15 protein-coding genes and 1 pseudogene are annotated in these 17,755 nt (G+C 69.2%); 11 read left to right on the plus strand and 5 right to left on the minus strand.

Annotated elements, in window-relative coordinates:
- Genes ACW18B_RS03930 through moaC form a run of 4 tightly spaced genes read left to right on the plus strand, consistent with a single transcriptional unit; the run spans nt 1 to nt 1,725 of the window.
- Complete coding sequence (locus ACW18B_RS03930; RefSeq protein WP_492049722.1) at nt 1-240, plus strand: MoaD/ThiS family protein; 240 nt, start codon at nt 1-3, stop codon at nt 238-240.
- Nucleotides 237-683: a molybdenum cofactor biosynthesis protein MoaE gene (locus ACW18B_RS03935; protein ID WP_492049724.1), complete on the plus strand. Its 447-nt coding sequence runs from the start codon at nt 237-239 to the stop codon at nt 681-683. Before ACW18B_RS03930 ends, ACW18B_RS03935 begins: the two co-directional genes overlap by 4 nt.
- Nucleotides 684-686: 3 nt before the next feature.
- Complete coding sequence (gene moaB, locus ACW18B_RS03940) at nt 687-1,241, plus strand: molybdenum cofactor biosynthesis protein B (protein WP_492049726.1); 555 nt, start codon at nt 687-689, stop codon at nt 1,239-1,241.
- A 13-nt stretch (nt 1,242-1,254) separates the two neighbouring features.
- Nucleotides 1,255-1,725, plus strand: a complete 471-nt coding sequence (gene moaC / locus ACW18B_RS03945; protein WP_492049728.1) for a cyclic pyranopterin monophosphate synthase MoaC — start codon at nt 1,255-1,257, stop codon at nt 1,723-1,725.
- A gap of 119 nt (nt 1,726-1,844) precedes the next feature.
- On the opposite strand, the pseudogene ACW18B_RS03950 reads toward moaC, so the two are convergent.
- A pseudogene (locus tag ACW18B_RS03950) lies at nt 1,845-2,913 on the minus strand (XdhC family protein).
- Nucleotides 2,914-2,921: 8 nt separating this feature from the next.
- On the opposite strand from ACW18B_RS03950, the gene ACW18B_RS03955 reads away from it, so the two are divergent.
- Nucleotides 2,922-3,797, plus strand: a complete 876-nt coding sequence (locus ACW18B_RS03955; RefSeq protein WP_492049730.1) for a bifunctional regulator KidO — start codon at nt 2,922-2,924, stop codon at nt 3,795-3,797.
- 164 nt (nt 3,798-3,961) lie between these two features.
- Entirely contained in the window at nt 3,962-4,666 is a 705-nt protein-coding gene (locus ACW18B_RS03960) for a glycosyltransferase family protein (RefSeq protein ID WP_492049732.1), read from the plus strand.
- Nucleotides 4,667-4,781: 115 nt separating this feature from the next.
- Here the strand turns inward: ACW18B_RS03960 and ald are convergent, their stop codons facing one another.
- Nucleotides 4,782-5,894: an alanine dehydrogenase gene (ald, locus tag ACW18B_RS03965; RefSeq protein ID WP_492049734.1), complete on the minus strand. Its 1,113-nt coding sequence runs from the start codon at nt 5,892-5,894 to the stop codon at nt 4,782-4,784.
- A gap of 118 nt (nt 5,895-6,012) precedes the next feature.
- Between ald and ACW18B_RS03970 the strand changes: the two genes are divergently transcribed.
- The 4 genes from ACW18B_RS03970 (at nt 6,013) to pbpC (ending at nt 14,727) form a co-directional block, all read left to right on the plus strand.
- On the plus strand, nt 6,013-6,486 hold the full coding sequence (locus tag ACW18B_RS03970; RefSeq protein WP_492049736.1) for an Lrp/AsnC family transcriptional regulator: 474 nt from the start codon (nt 6,013-6,015) through the stop codon (nt 6,484-6,486).
- Between the two features lie 79 nt (nt 6,487-6,565).
- A complete protein-coding gene (locus ACW18B_RS03975) occupies nt 6,566-7,372 on the plus strand; it encodes a carbonic anhydrase (protein ID WP_492049738.1) in 807 nt (268 codons plus the stop codon).
- A 211-nt stretch (nt 7,373-7,583) separates the two neighbouring features.
- Entirely contained in the window at nt 7,584-12,524 is a 4,941-nt protein-coding gene (locus ACW18B_RS03980) for an alpha-2-macroglobulin family protein (protein ID WP_492051867.1), read from the plus strand.
- Nucleotides 12,525-12,657: 133 nt separating this feature from the next.
- Nucleotides 12,658-14,727 carry a penicillin-binding protein 1C gene (gene pbpC, locus ACW18B_RS03985; RefSeq protein WP_492049740.1) on the plus strand — a complete coding sequence of 690 codons (2,070 nt, stop codon included), beginning with the start codon at nt 12,658-12,660 and terminating at the stop codon, nt 14,725-14,727.
- On the opposite strand, the gene ACW18B_RS03990 is transcribed toward pbpC, so the two are convergent.
- From ACW18B_RS03990 to ACW18B_RS04000, 3 genes are read right to left on the minus strand one after another with little or no spacing between them, the layout of a single operon-like run.
- Nucleotides 14,714-15,343, minus strand: a complete 630-nt coding sequence (locus tag ACW18B_RS03990) for a carbonic anhydrase (protein WP_492049742.1) — start codon at nt 15,341-15,343, stop codon at nt 14,714-14,716. The two genes, pbpC and ACW18B_RS03990, sit on opposite strands and share 14 nt — an antisense overlap.
- Nucleotides 15,336-15,992 carry a maleylacetoacetate isomerase gene (gene maiA / locus ACW18B_RS03995; protein ID WP_492049744.1) on the minus strand — a complete coding sequence of 219 codons (657 nt, stop codon included), beginning with the start codon at nt 15,990-15,992 and terminating at the stop codon, nt 15,336-15,338. The genes ACW18B_RS03990 and maiA overlap by 8 nt, the downstream gene beginning before the upstream one ends.
- 9 nt (nt 15,993-16,001) lie before the next feature.
- A complete protein-coding gene (locus ACW18B_RS04000; protein WP_492049746.1) occupies nt 16,002-16,682 on the minus strand; it encodes a fumarylacetoacetate hydrolase family protein in 681 nt (226 codons plus the stop codon).
- Between the two features lie 183 nt (nt 16,683-16,865).
- Here ACW18B_RS04000 and ACW18B_RS04005 point away from each other — a divergent pair, with 183 nt between their 5' ends.
- Nucleotides 16,866-17,744 carry an ABC transporter ATP-binding protein gene (locus ACW18B_RS04005; RefSeq protein ID WP_492049748.1) on the plus strand — a complete coding sequence of 293 codons (879 nt, stop codon included), beginning with the start codon at nt 16,866-16,868 and terminating at the stop codon, nt 17,742-17,744.
- The last annotated feature ends 11 nt before the right edge of the window (nt 17,745-17,755 follow it).

Genomic DNA, 17,755 nt, shown 5'->3' on the forward strand with positions numbered 1-17,755 from the left:
ATGGCCAGGGTCCTGCTGTTTGGACGTCTGGCCGATCAGGCCGGCTGGCGCGATCGGACCTTTGAGGCGATCTCGCTGTCGAGTCTGCGGGCTTTGATCGCCAGCGACGACCCGAATCTCGGCGAGGCCCTGAGCGGTCCCGGCGTTCAGGTGGCGGTCGACAAGACCGTGGTGCGTGGCGAGGCGGCGCTGCAGGCCTCGACCGAGGTCGCCTTCCTGCCGCCGATGAGCGGCGGATGATCACCCTCACGTCAGAGCCGTTCGAACCCGGCGCCCTGCTGACCGCGTTCTGCGCCGGTCGCGACGAGACCGGCGCCGTGGCCAGTTTCGTCGGCCTGGCCCGTGCGGAGCAGGGGCAGGCGGCGGCGCTGGAGCTGGAGGCCTATCCCGGCTTCACCGACGTCGCGATCCACGAGTTCGCCGAGGCCGCCAGAGCCCGTTTCCACCTTCACGACTACCGGATCGTCCATCGCACCGGTCGCATCGCGCCGGGCGAGGCCATCGTCTTTGTCGCCACCGCCGCCGGCCATCGCCGTGAGGCTTTCGAGGCCTGCGACTTCCTGATGGACTGGCTCAAGAGCCGCGCCCCCTTCTGGAAGAAGGAGCATGGCCCGGACGGCGCCCGCTGGATCGAACCCACCGACCGCGATAGGACCGACGCCTCGCGTTGGGATCAGGAGTAAGTCATGTCTGCAGCAGGCCTCACCCCCGGCGGCGGGATCAAGCCGGACCTTCCGTTCACCCCGGTGCGGGTGGCGATCCTGACCATCTCCGACACCCGCGACGAGGAAAGCGACACCTCCGGCCAGGTGCTGGTCGATCGGGTCAAGGCCGCCGGCCATGAGCTGGGCGGCCGGGCGGTGGTGCGCGACGACATCGCGCAGATCCGCGACAAGGTCCGCAGCTGGATCGCCAGCGGCCAGGTCGACGCCATCGTCACCACCGGCGGCACCGGCCTGACCGGCCGCGACGTGACGGTCGAGGCGCTGGAGCCGCTGTTCAACAAGCGGATCGACGGCTTCTCGGTGATCTTCCACATGGTCAGTTATCAGTCGGTGGGCCTGTCGACCCTGCAGTCGCGGGCCACGGCCGGGCTGATCGACGGGGTCTTCGTGTTCTGCCTGCCGGGCAGCAACGGCGCGGTGCGCGATGGCTGGGACAAGGTCATCGCCGCCCAGCTCGACAGCCGCCACAAGCCCTGCAACATGGTCGAGCTGATGCCTCGGCTCCTCGAACAGTAGGGCGGCGGGAACCGTGAGCAAGCTGACCCACATCGACGACCAGGGCCGGGCCCGCATGGTCGATGTCTCCGAAAAGGCAGCGACGGCCCGCGAGGCGGTGGCGACGGGCTTCGTGCGGATGAGCGCGGAAACCCTGGCCCTGGCGGTGTCCGGAACCGGCCGCAAGGGCGATGTCCGCGCCGTGGCCGAGATCGCCGGGGTGATGGCGGCCAAGAAAACCTCCGACCTGATCCCGCTGTGCCATCCGCTGGCCCTGAGCAAGGTGGTGGTCGAGGTCGAGCCCGGCGAGGGCGGCCTGTCGGTCACCGCCCGGGTCAAGACCACCGGTCCGACCGGCGTCGAGATGGAGGCCCTGACCGCCGTGTCGGTGGCCTGCCTGACGATCTACGACATGCTGAAGGCCGCCGAAAAGGGCATGGTCATCGAGGCCGTGCGACTGCTCGAGAAGACTGGCGGCAAGTCGGGCGACTGGACGGCGGGGTAGGGCCCTGCGTCCTTCGAGGCTCGCCTCGGGCTCGCACCTCAGGATGAGGACCGTTTGCTGAGGATCTCCTCATCCTGAGGCGCCCGCGCAGCGGGCCTCGAAGGACGCAAAGCGCCTGATCAGGCCTCCACCGTCCGCCGCGCCAGGGCCGGCTGGCCGTGCCGCGCGGCCATGATCTCGCCGATCACCGCCACCGCCACCTCGAACGGGGCCTTGCCGCCCAGATCCAGGCCGATCGGCGCGCGCAGCTTGGCCAGGTCGCGATCGGTCAGGCCGGCGGCCCTCAGGCGTTCGATCCGTTCGCCCAGACGCCGCCGCGCGCCCAGCAGGCCGACATAGGGCGCGGGCGAGGGCAGGGCGGCCAGCAGGGCGGCATGGTCCAGGTCGATATCGTGGCCGCAGATCGCCACCGAGGTCCAGGGGTCCAGGCCCAGATCGGCCAGGGCCGGGCCGGCCTCCGCGCGGCTATAGAGCACCCCGGCCAGGGGCGGCGGCGTCGTCGGCCCCTTGGGGCGGATCAGGAAGGTCTCGAAGCCCGACTGCGCGCCCAGGCTGGCCACGGCCAGGGCGGTGGGGTCGCCGCCCAGCACCACCAGGCGCGGCGCCGGATCATGGGCCCGCTCGAACGCGCCGGCCCACGGGACTATCGGCTCTTCCAGACACTGGCGCTTCAGGCCGTCACTGACCCAGAAGGCCGGGAGCCGCATGTCGCCCAGGCGCAGCAGGGTTTGGATCGCCGCATCGTCCGGCATGATCCGCTCGACCAGGATCTCGATCCGCGCCCCGCACAGCAGCCGGATGTCGGGCCAGGGGCTGCCCTCGCCATAGACGAGGCGGCGCGGCTGGCCGTCGGCGAGGCATGCCCGGGCATGGACCTCGACATCCGCCTCGATGCAGCCGCCCGACAAAAAGCCGGAGAGATTATTTTTACCGAAAACCATCTGGGTTCCGACCGGGCGCGGCCCGCCGCCGCCCAGCGCGACGGTGGTCGCCAGGGCCGCCGGACCGTCCAAAAGCGCCGCCCGCAAGGCTGGACGGGCGTCATCGGTCATCCCGAACAGGGGCCAGTCTGGATCTCGAGTCATACCGCTCATAGTGGGCGCCTTTAACCCCTCGGCAAGGTTCCAGAAACGCCTTCTTCAAACCTTGGCGCGTACGGTGCGTGAACTCTCGGTGTTCAGTCCTCACGGATGTCCATGCCCATTTCGGTTTCAAAACTTGGTCTCGCGGCCGCCCAGTTCGGGCTCGACGGCATGACGTCGTCGCCGCGCGGGCGTTCGCCTGAGGCCGAGGCGCGGGATATCCTCAATATCGCCGACCGTTCGGGCCTGTCGGTGCTGGACGTTTCGGGCGTCTATGGCCGCGCCGAATCGGTGCTGGGCGACCTCATTCCGCGTCCGATCTCGTTTCGCGTCACCCTGTCGACCGCCCGCGCGGACCGGGGTCCGGACTTCGTCGAGACCGAGGCCCGCAATTCCCTGCGTCGCCTGGGCCTGGAACGCGCCGACGCCATCATCGTCCATTCGCCGTCCGAGCTGTTCGGCCCGCACGGCGCGGCCCTGTGGGATCGCCTGGCCCGGCTGCGCGACGAGGGTCTGTTCGAGAAGATCGGCGTCGCGGCCCACGCCAGCGACGATCCGGTGGGCGTGGCCCGCCGCTTCAAGCCCGACATTCTTCAAGCGCCGGCGTCCTTGCTCGATCAGCGCCTGCTGGCCGACGGCTCCCTGGCTCGCATCGCCGGGATGGGGGTCGAGGTGCAGCTGCGCTCGATCTTCCTCAATGGTCTGCTGTTCCTGCCGCCCGATCGGGTGCCGGCCCAGCTGAAGGGCGCCTCGGGCCGTCTGTCGCGCGTGCGCCGGATGATCGCCGAGGGCCGCTCGGATCCGCTGCAGGCCGCCCTGGGCTTTGCCCTCTCGCGTCCTGAGGCCAGCGCCGTCCTGGTGGGCGTGACCTCCGCCGCCGAACTGTCGGCCGTGGTCGCCGCCGCCTCCAGCCCGCCGCCGGATCTGGACTGGGACGAGATGGCCATCGACGACCCCGTGGCGCTCGACCCGCGACGTTGGGTCGCGTAACCGCCAGACCGAATCTACCGCGACACTGAAGTCAGCGATTGCTACAGCGTGCTTCACGGCGCGCCGTCTTGTGATGGCTAACGTCTAGTAAACACTTGTGATTCACGACGTTTTTATCTTTCTGGTCCAGACTAGGCTGAATAAAGCGCTCAGGGAGCCGCCCGATGATCCTCGCCGTACTGCAGGCCCGCATGGGCGCCGGCCGTCTTCCCGGCAAGGCCATGGCGACGCTTCAGGGCCAGCCGATGATCATCCGGCAGCTGGAGCGCCTGCGCAGCGCGCGTTGCCTGACCAAGATCATTGTCGCCACCAGCACCGACGACTCCGACGACGCCCTGGCGGGTTTTGTGGTTTCGCGCGGCTATGCCGTCCATCGCGGCGCGGGGGCCGATATCCTGGACCGTATCGTCCGTTGCGCCGACACCCTCAGCGCGGTCAGCCATGTGGTCCGCATCAAGGGCGATGCGCCGTTCGTCGATCCCGGCATAGTCGATGAGGCCATTCGTCTGGCCCTGGCCAGCGGGGCCGACTACACGTCCAACCGCGTGAACCCCTCCTATCCGGCGGGCCTGGAGGTCGAGGTGATCAAGGCCGACGCCCTGCGCGCCGCCGCCGCCGAGGCGCGTGATCCGATGGCCCGCATCTCGCCGACCGCCGCCATCCGCAATGCGCCCGACCGTTTCAGCCAGGCCCATCTGAAGGCGATGCGCGACTGGTCGCGTCTGGACTGGCGGGTCAAGACGGCCGCCGACCTGGCCTTCGCCCGGTCGATCTATGACGCCCTTCACCCGATTGATCCGAACTTCTGCATGAACGACGTGCTGGACCTGGTGGAAAGCCGCCAGGACATCGCTCGGTTCGCGGCCTGAAGGCCTTGTGTCCTTCGAGGCCCGCTGCGCGGGCGCCTCAGGATGAGGATACCTGTTCTGACGTCCTCATCCTGAGGTGCGAGGCGTAGCCGAGCCTCGAAGGACGCACGGATGCCTACTTCCAGGCCCCGTAAGGATCCACCGACGGCTTGCCCAGCGCCTCGGCCACGGCCGGATGGGTCAGCTGTCCCTTCAGCACATTGAGACCACGCGCCAGATGGACATTGGTCTTCAGGGCGTCGAGGCCGTGATCGGCCAGGGCCAGGCCGAAGGGCAGGGTGGCGTTGCCCAGGGCCTCTGACGAGGTGCGCGGCGCGGCGCCGGGCATGTTGGCCACGCAATAGTGCACCACGCCGTCGACCGTGTAGGTGGGCTCGGCATGGGTGGTGGGCTTGCTGGTCTCGAAACAGCCGCCCTGGTCGATCGAGACGTCGACCAGAACCGAGCCCGGCTTCATTTGCTTGAGGTGCTCGCGACGCACCAGCTTGGGCGCGGCGGCCCCGGCGGTCAGCACCGCGCCGATGATCACGTCGGCTTTCAGGATCTCTTCCTCGACCGCCGCGAAGGTCGAATAGCGGGTCAGGATGCGGCCTTGATAGAGGTCATCCAGTTCGCGCATGCGCGGGATCGAGCGTTCCAGCACCACGACCTCGGCGCCCAGGCCGGCGGCCATGCGGGCGGCGTTGGAGCCGACCACGCCGCCGCCCAGCACGGCCACGCGGGCCGGGGGCACGCCGGGCACGCCGCACAGCAGCAGGCCCATGCCGCCATTGTGCTTGAGCAAGGTCTCGGCGGCCGAGAACACGGCGATCCGGCCGGCCACTTCCGACATCGGGGCCAGCAGCGGCAGGCCGCCCCGGGCGTCGGTGACGGTCTCATAGGCGATGGCGGCGCAGCCGCTGCTGAGCAGGCCCTCGGTCTGGGCCGGATCGGGCGCCAGGTGCAGATAGGTGAACAGGATGTGGCGCGGCTCAAGCTTCTCCCACTCGATCTTCTGGGGTTCCTTGACCTTGATGATCATGTCGGCGCCGGCAAACACCGCCTTGGCGTCGGCGGCGATCGTCGCGCCGGCCTTGATGTAGGTGTCGTCCGAATAGCCGGCCCCAAGACCGGCGCCCGATTGCACGAGCACGCTGTGGCCGTGGCCGACATATTCCCGGACCGCCGTGGGCGTCAGGCCCACCCGATGTTCGCCGGGTTTGATCTCGGAAGGGACGCCGACGCGCATGATGTTTCCTCCAGCAGGATTGCCGCGCCAGTTTACGCCTCGCCGCGTGCAGGTTCCTTGGTCATTTCATGCGGCCAGAACTGTGTTATGCAGGAATCGTGCGCTTTGAGGTGCTTTGATGAAGAAACCCGCCATAGATCTCGACTCATTCGATCGGAAGCTGCTGACCGTGCTGCAAAGACGCGGCCGGGCCAGCTATGTGGAGATGGCCGAGGCGGTGAATCTGTCGGAGTCCGCCTGCCTGCGACGGGTGCGGGCGCTGGAGGAGGCGGGAGTGATCAGCCGCTACGCCGCCGTGATCGACGAGCGGGCCGTGGGCCTGCCGCTCAGCGTCTTCGTGACGGTGACCCTGTCGTCCCAGGCCGAGGCGACCCTCAGCGCCTTCGAGAAGGCCGTCGCCAATGTCCGCGAGGTGGCCGAATGCTATCTGATGACGGGCGGCTCGGACTATCTGCTGCGGCTGGTGGTGCGCGATGTCGATGATCTGGAGCGGGTCCACGCCCAGGAACTGACCCGGATCCCCGGCGTGGTGCGGGTCAGTTCCAGCATCGCCCTGCGCACCGTCGTCAAGCGCGGCGAACTGCCGCTGTGAAGGCGGTCGGAAAACCCACCGTCGGTTAACCTTGTCTCTCTAGGTCTAGGGAACGACACAGGCTGCGTCGGGGGACGAGATGGTTTCGAGACGACTTCTTCTGGGCGCTTTGGCGTCGGGTTTGGCGGCGTCGCCGCTGGCGGCGTTTGCCGAGGGCGACGATCACCACGCGCCGGTCGCGCGAAAGCCCGCGGCCAAACCCAAGGCGCCGGCGGCGCATGCCGCGCCCGCGCCCGTGCGCTCGACCGTCGCCGACTATCCCAAGCCGATGGAAGCCGAAGAGCCCGAGGTCCTGGTCAATCCGGACGAGGCCCTGGGTCGACTCAAGCACGGCAATGCCATCTTTGCGCGCGGCGGCGCCAGCCTGGCCCTGCCGAGCTGGACGCGGATCACCGAGCTGTCGAGCGGCCAGAAGCCGTTCGCGATCATCGTCGGTTGCGCCGACAGCCGGGTGCCGCCGGAACTGATCTTCGACTGCAGCCTGGGCGAACTGTTCGTGGTCCGCGTGGCCGGCTCCACCGTCAATCGCGAGGGCCTCGGCTCGATCCTCTATGCGGTCGAGCATCTGGGCGCGCCGCTGATCGTGGTGCTGGGTCACACCAAGTGCGGCGCCGTGGGCGCGGCCGTGGATGTGGTCACCAAGCACAGCCACCTGCACGGCGCGCTGTTCGACATGGCCCTGCCGATCATGCCGGCCGTGCTGGAGGCCCAGGCCTCCAACCCCGCGGATCTGGTGGACGCCGCCGTCCGTCAGAACGTGCGCGACACCGCCGAGCGTCTCAAGTCCTCCGACCACATCATCGCCGAGCGCGTCGCTTCGGGTCGGCTGAAGATCGTTTCGGCCTGCTACAGCCTGTCGACCGCGCAGGTCGAGTTCAACGTCTGACGGCTTTGACGCTGCAGGAATTGTCCTGCGGCGTTGACCCCGCCCCGAGCTTCGAGTCACATCGGCCCGCAAGTTTGGCGAAGCGGGGGATACAGGCATGGCGACGGACGAGACCCCGCCCGGAAACGGTCCTCAAGGATCGCCGGCGCGCCCCTGGTCGCCCTATCTTGATCGCCTGAAGGCCTATGTGCCGCGCGACGCCCGAGCCCGCATGATCGCGGTTGCGGCGGGCGCTCTGGTTGTCGGCTTCGGCGGCGGGCTGCTGGCCAGCAAGGCCGGCGAGCTGGGCTGGTTCGGCGGCGGCAAGACGGCTGTGGCTTCGACGGCGGCCAAGGGCCAGGCCTGGTCGCTGTTTGGCAAGCCACGCGCGGCCAACGCCCCGCGCCGGGGCATCCCCAAACCCGAGGGCTTCGCCGTCTGGCAGACGCGGATCGACAGTTCCGGCCAGGATCCGATGGCCTGCGTGCGGATGAGCAAGCCGCTCGATCCCTCCAAGGCCTATGCCGACTTCGTGCTGATCTCGCCGGATATCGGCCGCCAGCCCGCTGTGCGGGTCAAGGGCGACGAGCTGTGCGTCGGCGGCGTCGGCTTCACCGACCACCGCGTCACCCTGCTCAAGGGCCTGCCCGCCAAGGGCGGTGAGACCCTGAGCGCCAATGCCGATGTCGATTTCACCTTCGGTGAGAAGCCGCCCTATGTCGGCTTCGCCGGCGACGGCGTGATCCTGCCGCGCCACGACGCCGACGGGGTGGGCATCGAGACGATCAATGTCCAGACCCTGGCCGTTGAGGTCTGGCGCGTGCCGGACCGCAATCTGGTCCGCAAGTCGATCAGCGCCCCCGATCCCACCGGCGAAGGCGACTGGGCCGGGGACTATGGCGACGACGCCGTCGGCGAGGACGGCCGCCGGGTCTGGAAGGGCCTCGTGCCGGTCACGGGCGCCTCGGGTCAGAAGGCCACCACGGTCTTTCCGCTGGGCGCGGTGCTGAAGGACATGAAGGCCGGCGCCTTCGTGATCAAGGCGCGCGACGCTTCTGGCGGCCGAGATCCGGATGGGGAAGGCGATACCACCCCGGCCCAGGCCCGCCGCTGGATCCTGTTCACCGACATGGCGATGATCGCCTATGACGGCTCTGAATCCCTCGATGTGGTGGTCCGCTCGCTGAAGACCGCCAAGACCCTGTCTGGCGTGCGCGTGGCCCTGGTGGCGGCCGATGGCCAGGATCTGGCCGAGGTCAGCAGCGACGCCGACGGTCGGGTGCGCTTCCTGAGGCCCCTGCTGGAAGGCCAGGGCGGCGAGCACGCCAAGATGGTCATGGCCTATGGCCCGCAGGGCGATCTGGCGGTTCTGGATCTGGACCGCTCGCCGGTCGATCTGTCCAAGCAGGGCGTCGGCGGCCGCACCGACGTCACCGCCGGCCGTTCGACCCGCACGGATATCGACGGCTATCTGTATGCCGATCGCGGCATCTATCGCCCGGGCGAGACCGTGCACCTGACCGCCATGGTCCGCGACCGTCTGGCCAAGGCGGTCAATGACCGCAAGGGCGAGATCGTCGTCAAGCGGCCTTCGGGCGTCGAGTTCAAGCGCTATCCGTTCAGCCAGGCTCAGTCCGGCGCCGTGTCCGCCGACATCGCCCTGCCGCGCTCGGCGCCGCGCGGGCGCTGGACCGCCGAGCTGAAGATCGAAGGCATTGAGGTGGCTTCGGGCAGCCTGACCTTCAGCGTCGAGGACTTCGCGCCGCAAAGGCTGGCGGTCACCGCCACGGGCCAGGAGTCCGTGCCGCTGGGCGTGGGCGAGACCCGCAAGGTCGAGGTCTCGGCCCGCTTCCTCTATGGCGCGCCGGGCGCGGGCCTGCAGGTGCAGGGCGAGGCGCGGCTGCGCGCCGACTCCGATCCGTTCCCCGCCTACAAGGATTATCGCTGGGGCGACGCCGACAAGCCGTTCGAGGAGAAGTTCCTGGAGCTGGGCACGACGGTCACCGACGGCGAGGGCCGCGCGGTGCTGTCGGTCGGGACCGATCTGGCCGGTGACACCGCCCAGCCGCTGGTCGCGGCGGTGACCACCTCGGTGTTCGAGCCCGGCGGTCGGCCGGTGCGCGAGGGCCTGGACCTCAAGGTCCGCGCCAAGTCGCTTTATTACGGCGTCAAGGTCGACCAGGGCGAGTCCGCCAAGGGCGATCCGCCCGTCAGCCTGGAGCTGATCGCGGTCAACGCCGCCGGCAAGCGGGTCGGGGCCACCGCCAGCTACACCCTGATCAGCGAGAACTGGGACTATGACTGGTTCCAGCAGGACGGCCGCTGGCAGTGGCGGCGCACCAGCCGCGATGCGGTGGTGGCCAAGGCCACGGTCAACATCGGCGCCGGCGCGCCGGCCCGCTTCACGCGCCGCCTGGGCTGGGGCGACTATCGTCTGGTGGTCGAGGGCGCCGACGGCGCGCGCACCGTCACCCGCTTCGCGGCGGGCTGGGGCTCGCCCGCCAAGGATGCCGAGGCGCCCGACTTCGTGCGCGTCAGCGCCGGGACCAAGGCCTATGAACAGGGCGACACCGTCGAGATCACGCTCAAGCCGCCTTATGCCGGTGAGGCGCAGATCGCCGTCGCCACCGACCACCTGATCGACCTGAAGACGGTCAGCGTCGGCGAAGGCGGAACCACGGTGCGGCTGAAGACCTCGGCGGCCTGGGGCGGCGGGGCCTATGTGATGGTCAGTGTCATCCAGCCGCGCGATCCCGTGGCCTCGCCCAAGCCGCGTCGGGCCCTGGGCCTGATCTATGTGCCGCTGGACCCCAAGGGTCGCAAGCTGACCGTGGACCTGGGCACGCCGGTCAAGATCGACTCCAAGGCGCCGGTCGAGATCCCGGTTTCGGTCAAGGGTCTGGGCCTGGGCCAACGCGCCCATGTCACCGTCGCGGCGGTGGATGAGGGCATCCTGCGCCTGACCCATCAGGACAGCCCCGACCCGGTGAAATGGTATTTCGGCAAGCGGGCCTTGGGCGTCGACTATCGCGACGACTATGGCCGTCTGCTCGATCCCAATCTGGGCGCCCCCGCCAATGTCAATTTCGGCGGCGACGAGGTCGGCGGCGAAGGTCTGACGGTGACCCCGATCAAGACCGTCGCCCTGTGGTCGGGCGTGGTCGAGACCGGCATGGACGGCAAGGCGGTGATCAAGTTGCCGGCCGCCGACTTCAACGGCGAGCTGCGGCTGATGGCCGTGGCCTGGACCGATACGGCGGTGGGCTCGGGCTCCAAGCCCCTGACCGTGCGCCAGCCTGTCGTGGCCGATCTCAATCTGCCGCGCTTCCTGGCTCCCGGCGACAAGGCCCTGGCGACGCTGGAACTGCACAATGTCGAGGGCAAGCCGGGCGCCTATACCGCCGAGGCCTTCTCGTCGGGCGGGCTGAAGGTGGCCTTCAAGAAGGTGTTCCAGCTGATCCTGGGCCAGCGCATCGCCGAGAAGATCCCGTTCCTGGCGCCGGATGTCACCGGCGTCGGCAAGATCGGTTTCAAGGTCAGCGGGCCCGATTTCGCGACCAGCAAGGACTATCCGATCCAGACCCGCCTGGGCTGGGGCGATGTGGTGCGCACCACCACCGCGCTGCAACAGCCGGGCGCGGCCTTCACCCCGACGGCCGACCTGATGTCGGGCCTGGCGGCCGGGGATGTGACGCTGCAGGTCAGCTATTCGCCGTTCAAGGGTTTCGACCCGGCGGCGATCGCGGTGGCCCTGCAACGCTACCCCTATGGCTGCACCGAGCAGCTGGTTTCGACCGCCTATCCGCTGCTCTACGCTCAGAGCCTGACCTCCGATCCCAAGCTCAAGCGCACCCCGGCCGCCCTGGCCGGAGCCGTGGGCAAGCTGCTGGACCGCCAGACCCTCGACGGCGCCTTTGGCCTGTGGCGGGTGGGCGACGGCGAGGCCGATCCGTGGCTGGGCGCCTATACGACCGACTTCCTGCTGGAAGCCAGGGCCCAGGGCATCCCGGTGCCGGACGCGGCGATCGACAAGGCGATGAGCGCCATGCGCCAGATCAGCCGTCCCGACGGCTGGGCCTCGGTCGCCTACCGGATGGAGTATCCGCAATGGTGGGCCGCGACGCCGGAACAGTCGAAAAAGGCCACCGAGCGTCTGCGCCGCCGGGCCTCGGCCTATGCCCTGTATGTGATGGCCAAGGGCGGCAAGGGCGACCTGGCCCGCCTGCGCTGGTGGCATGACGTGCAGATGAAGGACGAGGATCAGCCGATCGCCAAGGCCTATGTCGCCGCGGGCCTGGCTCGCATGGGTGAGAAGGCCCGGGCGCGCTCGGCCATGCGCCAGGCGGTCAAGTCGCTGGGCTATCGCGACGAGCAGGACTGGTACCAGAGCCCGCTGCGCGATGTGGCCACTCTGACGGCCCTGGCCGTCGAGGCGGGTCAGGGCGATATCGCCGGCCAGCTGCAAGGCCGGCTGGAGAACGTGGTCAAGGATCCCGACGCCCTCAACACCCAGGAACAGGCCGCCGTTCTGCACGCGGCCTATGCCCTGCTAAAGGCGGCGGGGCCGATCACCATCAACGCCACGGGGGCCATGGCCCTGCCGCCGGCCGGCGGCGCACCGCGCTGGGCGGTGGGCAAGCTGGCCGACAGCCGCTTCGTCAATGCCGGCAAGGGCGCCCTGTGGCGGACGGTCAGTGTTCGGGGCACCCCGACCACGGCGCCGGGCTCGGAGGCCAATGGCCTGTTCGTCAACAAGCGCCTGCTGTCGATGAACGGGGCCAGTGTCGATCCGTCCACGATCCAGCAGGGTGACCGGGTGATCATCCTGGTCTCCGGTCGCTCGATGCAGGCCCGCTCGATGGCCCTGGTGGTCGACGACGCCCTGCCGGCCGGCTTCGAGATCGAGACGACGCTCGGCGCCGACGACGCCCAGAACGGTCCCTACAAGTTCCTCGGCGAGCTGACGGGGGCCGACGTGCAGGAAAGTCGCGACGATCGTTTCATCGCGGCCATGGACCTGGAGGGCAACAAGCCCTTCGCCCTGGCCTATGTGGCGCGGGCGGTGACCCCAGGCGACTTCTTCCTGCCCGGCGCCGTGGCCAAGGACATGTACCGTCCCAGCCTCATCGCCCGGTCGGACGCCGGTCGCGCGGTGATCGCGCCGGGGCCGTGAAGGTGATGTGGGACTTCATCGTCCCCCTCTGGGGGAGGAGGGCCGCAGACCCGGAGGGGGCGAGTGACGCAGGGCTAGTGGTGGAATGACGCCTGCTGACTCAGGGGGCGCTTCCACCACTGGCCCCCTCCGGATGCTGCGCATCCTCCTCCCCCAGAGGGGGAAGATGGTGGCGCCGCTCACCCGCGTTCTCATCGCCCTCCTCGGCGTCCAGGTGGCGCTGTTCGCCCTGAGCGCGGCCTTCCCGCCGGACATGACTCGGGCCAAACACTCATCACCGGTGGCGCTGGACCGGCGCGGCGCCTGGCTGAGGGCCCTGCCCGTCGAGGATGGCCGCTGGCGGATTCGCGCCGATCTGGACCGCACCGACAAGACCTTCCAGAAGCGCCTGATCGCCATCGAGGACGCGCGCTTCTATCGCCATCTGGGGGTCGATCCCCTGGCGGTGGTCCGGGCGACGGGCTCGGCGATCCTGCATGGCCGCCCGACCTCGGGCGCCTCGACCCTGACCATGCAGACCGCCCGCCTGCTGGAGCCGCGCCCGCGTAATCTGGGCGCCAAGCTGATCGAGATGATCCGCGCCGCCCAGCTGGAATCGCGTCTGACCAAGCGCCAGATCCTGGCCCTCTATCTGACCCTGGCGCCCTATGGCGGCAATCTGGAGGGGGTGCGGGCCGCCAGCCTGGCCTATTTCGGCCAGGAACCGACCAGTCTGACCGACGGCCAGCAGGCCCTGCTGATCGCCCTGCCGCAGTCGCCCGAGGCGCGGCGGCCTGATCGCCGGCCCGAGGCGGCGCGGCTGGCCCGGCGCACGGTGCTGAACAAGATGGTTCGGGCCGGGGCGCTGACCGAGGCCGCCGCCGCCGAGGCGGACGCCGAACCCCTGCCGCGTCGCACGCCGTTTCCCGCCCTGGCCTGGAACGTGGCCGGTGAGCTGGCCCGCGCCGCCCCGGCCGATCAGGCCAGCGTCATCTCGACCCTCGACGCCGACCTGCAGGCGCGGCTGGAGCCGATGGCCGCCGCCATCGCCGCATCGCAGGGCGGCGAGGCGACCGCCGCCATCCTGGTGGTGGAGATCAAGGGCCGCGCCGTGCGCGCCGCCGTGGGCTCGGCGGGCCATGACCGGGCCGGCGGCTGGGTGGACATGACCCGCGCCCTGCGCTCGCCGGGCTCGTCCCTGAAGCCGTTCATCTACGCCATGGCCATGGACGATGGTCTGGTGGCCGCCGACACCCAGTTGACCGACAGCGCCACGCGATTCGCCGACTATCAGCCCGAGAATTTCGACCGGGTGTTCCACGACAAGGTCACCGTGCGCGAGGCGCTGACCCACTCGCTGAACGTCCCGGCCGTCGCGACCCTGGAGCGCCTGGGGCCGGAGGTGTTCGCCGGCCGGATCGAGGCGGCGGGCGCGCATCTGGCGCGGCCGAAATCGGAACTGAAGGCGGCCGGCCTGGCCCTGGCCCTGGGCGGCGAGGGCATCACCCTGCGCGATCTGGTGATGCTGTACGCCGCGCTCGGCGACGGCGGCCTGGCCAAGCCCCTGGCCTGGACGCAGACCGACGCCAGGCTGCGCGAAAAGTCGGGCGGGACCCGGCTGGTGCGGCCCGAGGCGGCGCGGCAGGTGCTGGATATTCTGCGCGAGGCCCCGGCCCCGCGCGGCCGCGCGCCTTCGGCCCTGACCCTGGGCGGACCGGCCATGGCCTTCAAGACCGGCACCTCCTACGGCTATCGCGACGCCGTGGCGGCCGGGGTGGTGGGCGGCTATGCGATCGTGGTCTGGACCGGCCGGGCTGATGGCGGGGCGCGTGGCGGCCTGACCGGACGCGATGCGGCCTTGCCCTTGCTGTTCGACGTCGCCGACGTGATCGGGACTCCCGCCACCGCCCCGCGTCCGATCGCGCCCAAGGCGGCGCCCGAAGCATTGCAGCGGCTGCGCGCGGCCGATGACGGCCCCCGGCTGATCTTCCCGCCCGACGGCGCGGCCGTACAGGTCGAGGCCCTGGGGCCCAGGTCGCGGGGGCTGGTGCTGGCGGCCGGCGGCGAGGACCTGACCTGGTACGTCGCCGGAACGCCGCTGGCGGCCGATCCGGTCAGCGGCCGGGTGGTCTGGCGGCCCTCGGCGCCGGGGTTCTACAAGCTGTCGGTGGTGGACGGGCAGGGGCGCAAGGCCACCGCCCGGGTGCGCATCAAAGCGGGCTAGAGGCCACGGCGGCCTCGTAATCCTCAAGATTGGCGATGCCGACATTGAGGTCGTTCACCAGGCCGTTGGACAGCGAATAGACCCAGCCGTGCACGGCCAGCTCCTGGCCGCGCGCCCAGGCGTCCTGCACGAAGACGTCGGCGGCCACATTGCGCACCTGACGGATAACGTTCAGTTCGCAGAGGCGATTGAGCTTTTCCTTCTCGCTGGGCAGGGCGTCCAGCTCGTGCTTGTGCTCGGCATGGACCTCGCGGATCGGGTGCAGCCAGTGATCGACCAGGCCGCGCCGCTGGCCATCGATGGCCGCCGCCACGCCGCCGCAGCCATAGTGGCCCACGACCATCACATGCTTGACCTTCAGCACGTCGACCGCGAACTGCAGGACGGACAGGTAGTTGGCGTCCTGGGGCGGCGCCAGGTTGGCGACATTGCGGTGCACGAACAGTTCGCCCGGATCCAGGCCGACGATCTCGTTGGCCGGCACGCGGCTGTCGCTGCAGCCGATCCATAGATATTCGGGGCTCTGCTGGTTTTCGAGCCGCTTGAAGAACTGCGGATCGACCTGGGTCTTGCCCTTGGACCAGGCGGCGTTCTTGGCCTTGAGATCTTCAAGCATGGGTCGCATCCGGTTGCAGGTTGGGGTGGGCGGCGGCGATCGCCGGATGGTTCAGGGCCTTGGCCACGGCGGCGTTGATCGCTGGGAACGGCGTCATGTCCACGTGGAAACGGGCGGCGTTATAGACCTGGGGAACCAGGCAGCAATCCACGAGGCCCGGGGCGTCGCCAAAGGCGTAGCCCTGGCCGTTCTGGGCCACCATCGGCTCCAGGGCCGTGAAGCCGTCGGTGATCCAGCGCTGGGCCCAGGCGTCACGGCCGTCCTGATCGACGCCCAGCCGGGTGAGGGCGCGCAGGATGCGCAGATTGTTCACTGGATGGATGTCGCAGGCGATGATCTCGGCCATGGCCCGCACCGTGGCCCGGTCGAACGGGTCGGCGGGCAGCAGGCGCGGCTGGGGGACGGTCTCGTCGAGCCATTCCAGAATCGCCAGGCTCTGGGTCAGGCGGCGTTTTTCGGTTCCGGGGCCCTCCACTTCCAGGGTCGGCACCAGGGCCTGGGCGTTGAGCGCGCGATAGGCCTCGTCCTGATGCTGGCTCGAAACCAGGTCCACCGGCTGGATCGCATAGTCCAGGCCCTTGAGGTTCAGACCGATCCGCACCCGATAGGGCGCGCTGGCCCGCCAGGCGCTGTGAAGAATGAGCTTCATGTCCCCCTCCTAGACCAGGGTGAAGGACAGCTGGCCCACGCCCTCGACCGCGCCTTCGACCCGGTCGCCGCGCACGATGGGGCCGACGCCTTCCGGCGTGCCGGTGAAGATCAGGTCGCCGGCCTCCAGCCGCCACAGCTGGCTGGCCTTGGCGATCACCTCGGCGACGTTCCAGATCATGTCCGAGATCTGGCCGCGCTGTTTTTCCACGCCATTGACACTCAGAAAGATCGCCCCTTCCGGCGGCGGGTCGCTCATCGGGCGGATGGCGCTGATCGGGGCGCTGGCGTCGAAGGCCTTGCCCGCTTCCCAGGGCTGGCCCTTGGCCTTGGCCGCGCCCTGCAGGTCGCGCCGGGTGAGATCCACGCCCACGGCGTAGCCGAACACCAGAGCGATGGCCTGCTCGGGCGTGAGATTCTCGCCGCCGCCCTTCAGGGCCGCCACAAGTTCGATCTCGTGATGCAGGTCCGAGGTGGCGGGCGGATAGGGCACGCTGGTCGGCAGCGGGACCACCGCGTCGGCCGGCTTGGCGAAGAAGAACGGCGGATCACGGGTGTCGCCGCCCATTTCGCGGGCGTGGGCGGCGTAGTTGCGGCCCACGCACAGGATGCGCCGAACCGGAAAGACAGCCGATGATCCCTCGACCGGGACCGTGGGAAGGGCGGGCGGGGGAAAGGCGAACGTCGTCATGCCGCCTGATTAGCGCCAAACCGCCCACTTCAAAAGCACCCAGACCATGTTATCGCGCATCAGAAATCATCCGACCATATCAGACGCCTAAACGTTCTTTCACTTGCCCCCGTCAACGCGGTCGGGCCATGAGGGTTATGGGGAATTTTGGGCGTCAATCACTGCGGGGGCTTTGAGCGCACGATGCTGATCATCGAGAACCTGACCCATGTCTACGGCAACGGCGTTCGCGCCCTGGACGAGGTCAGTCTGACCATACCGTGCGGCATGTACGGCCTGCTGGGCCCCAACGGCGCCGGCAAGTCGACCCTGATGCGCACCATCGCCACCCTGCAGGCCCCGACCTCGGGCCATATCCGCTTCGGCGACATCGACGTCCTGAAGACCCCCGAGCTGCTGCGGCGCACCCTGGGCTATCTGCCGCAGGACTTCGGCGTCTATCCGCGGGTCTCGGCCTACGACATGCTCGACCACATGGCGGTGCTCAAGGGCATAGCCGGCGCGAAGGAACGCAAAGAGACGGTCGAGAGTCTGCTCAACCAAGTCAATCTGTGGGGCGTGCGCAAGAAGGCCATCGCCGGGTTCTCGGGCGGCATGCGCCAGCGCTTCGGCATCGCCCAGGCCCTGATCGGCGATCCGCGCCTGATCATCGTCGACGAGCCCACCGCCGGCCTCGATCCCGAAGAGCGCAATCGCTTCCTCAATCTGCTGGCCGAGATCGGCGAGAACGTGGTGGTGATCCTCTCCACCCACATCGTCGAGGATGTCGCCGATCTCTGCCCGGCCATGGCGATCATCTGCGATGGCCGCATCGTCAAGGAAGGCGCCCCGGCCGACCTGGTCGCCCAGCTCAGCGGCCGCATCTGGCGCAAGGTCATCGACAAGGCCGAGCTCGAGGCGGTCAAGGCGCGCTATCAGGTGATCTCCACGCGGCTGATGGCCGGGCGCACCGTGATCCACGTTCTGGCCGACAGCGATCCCGGCGACGGCTTCACGAAGGTCGAGGGCGGGCTTGAGGACGTCTATTTCTCGACCCTGTCCACCACCCGCCGCGCGGCCTAGGAGGGCGGGCC

It is taken from the genome of Caulobacter sp. FV2ps19 (genome assembly GCF_058681035.1).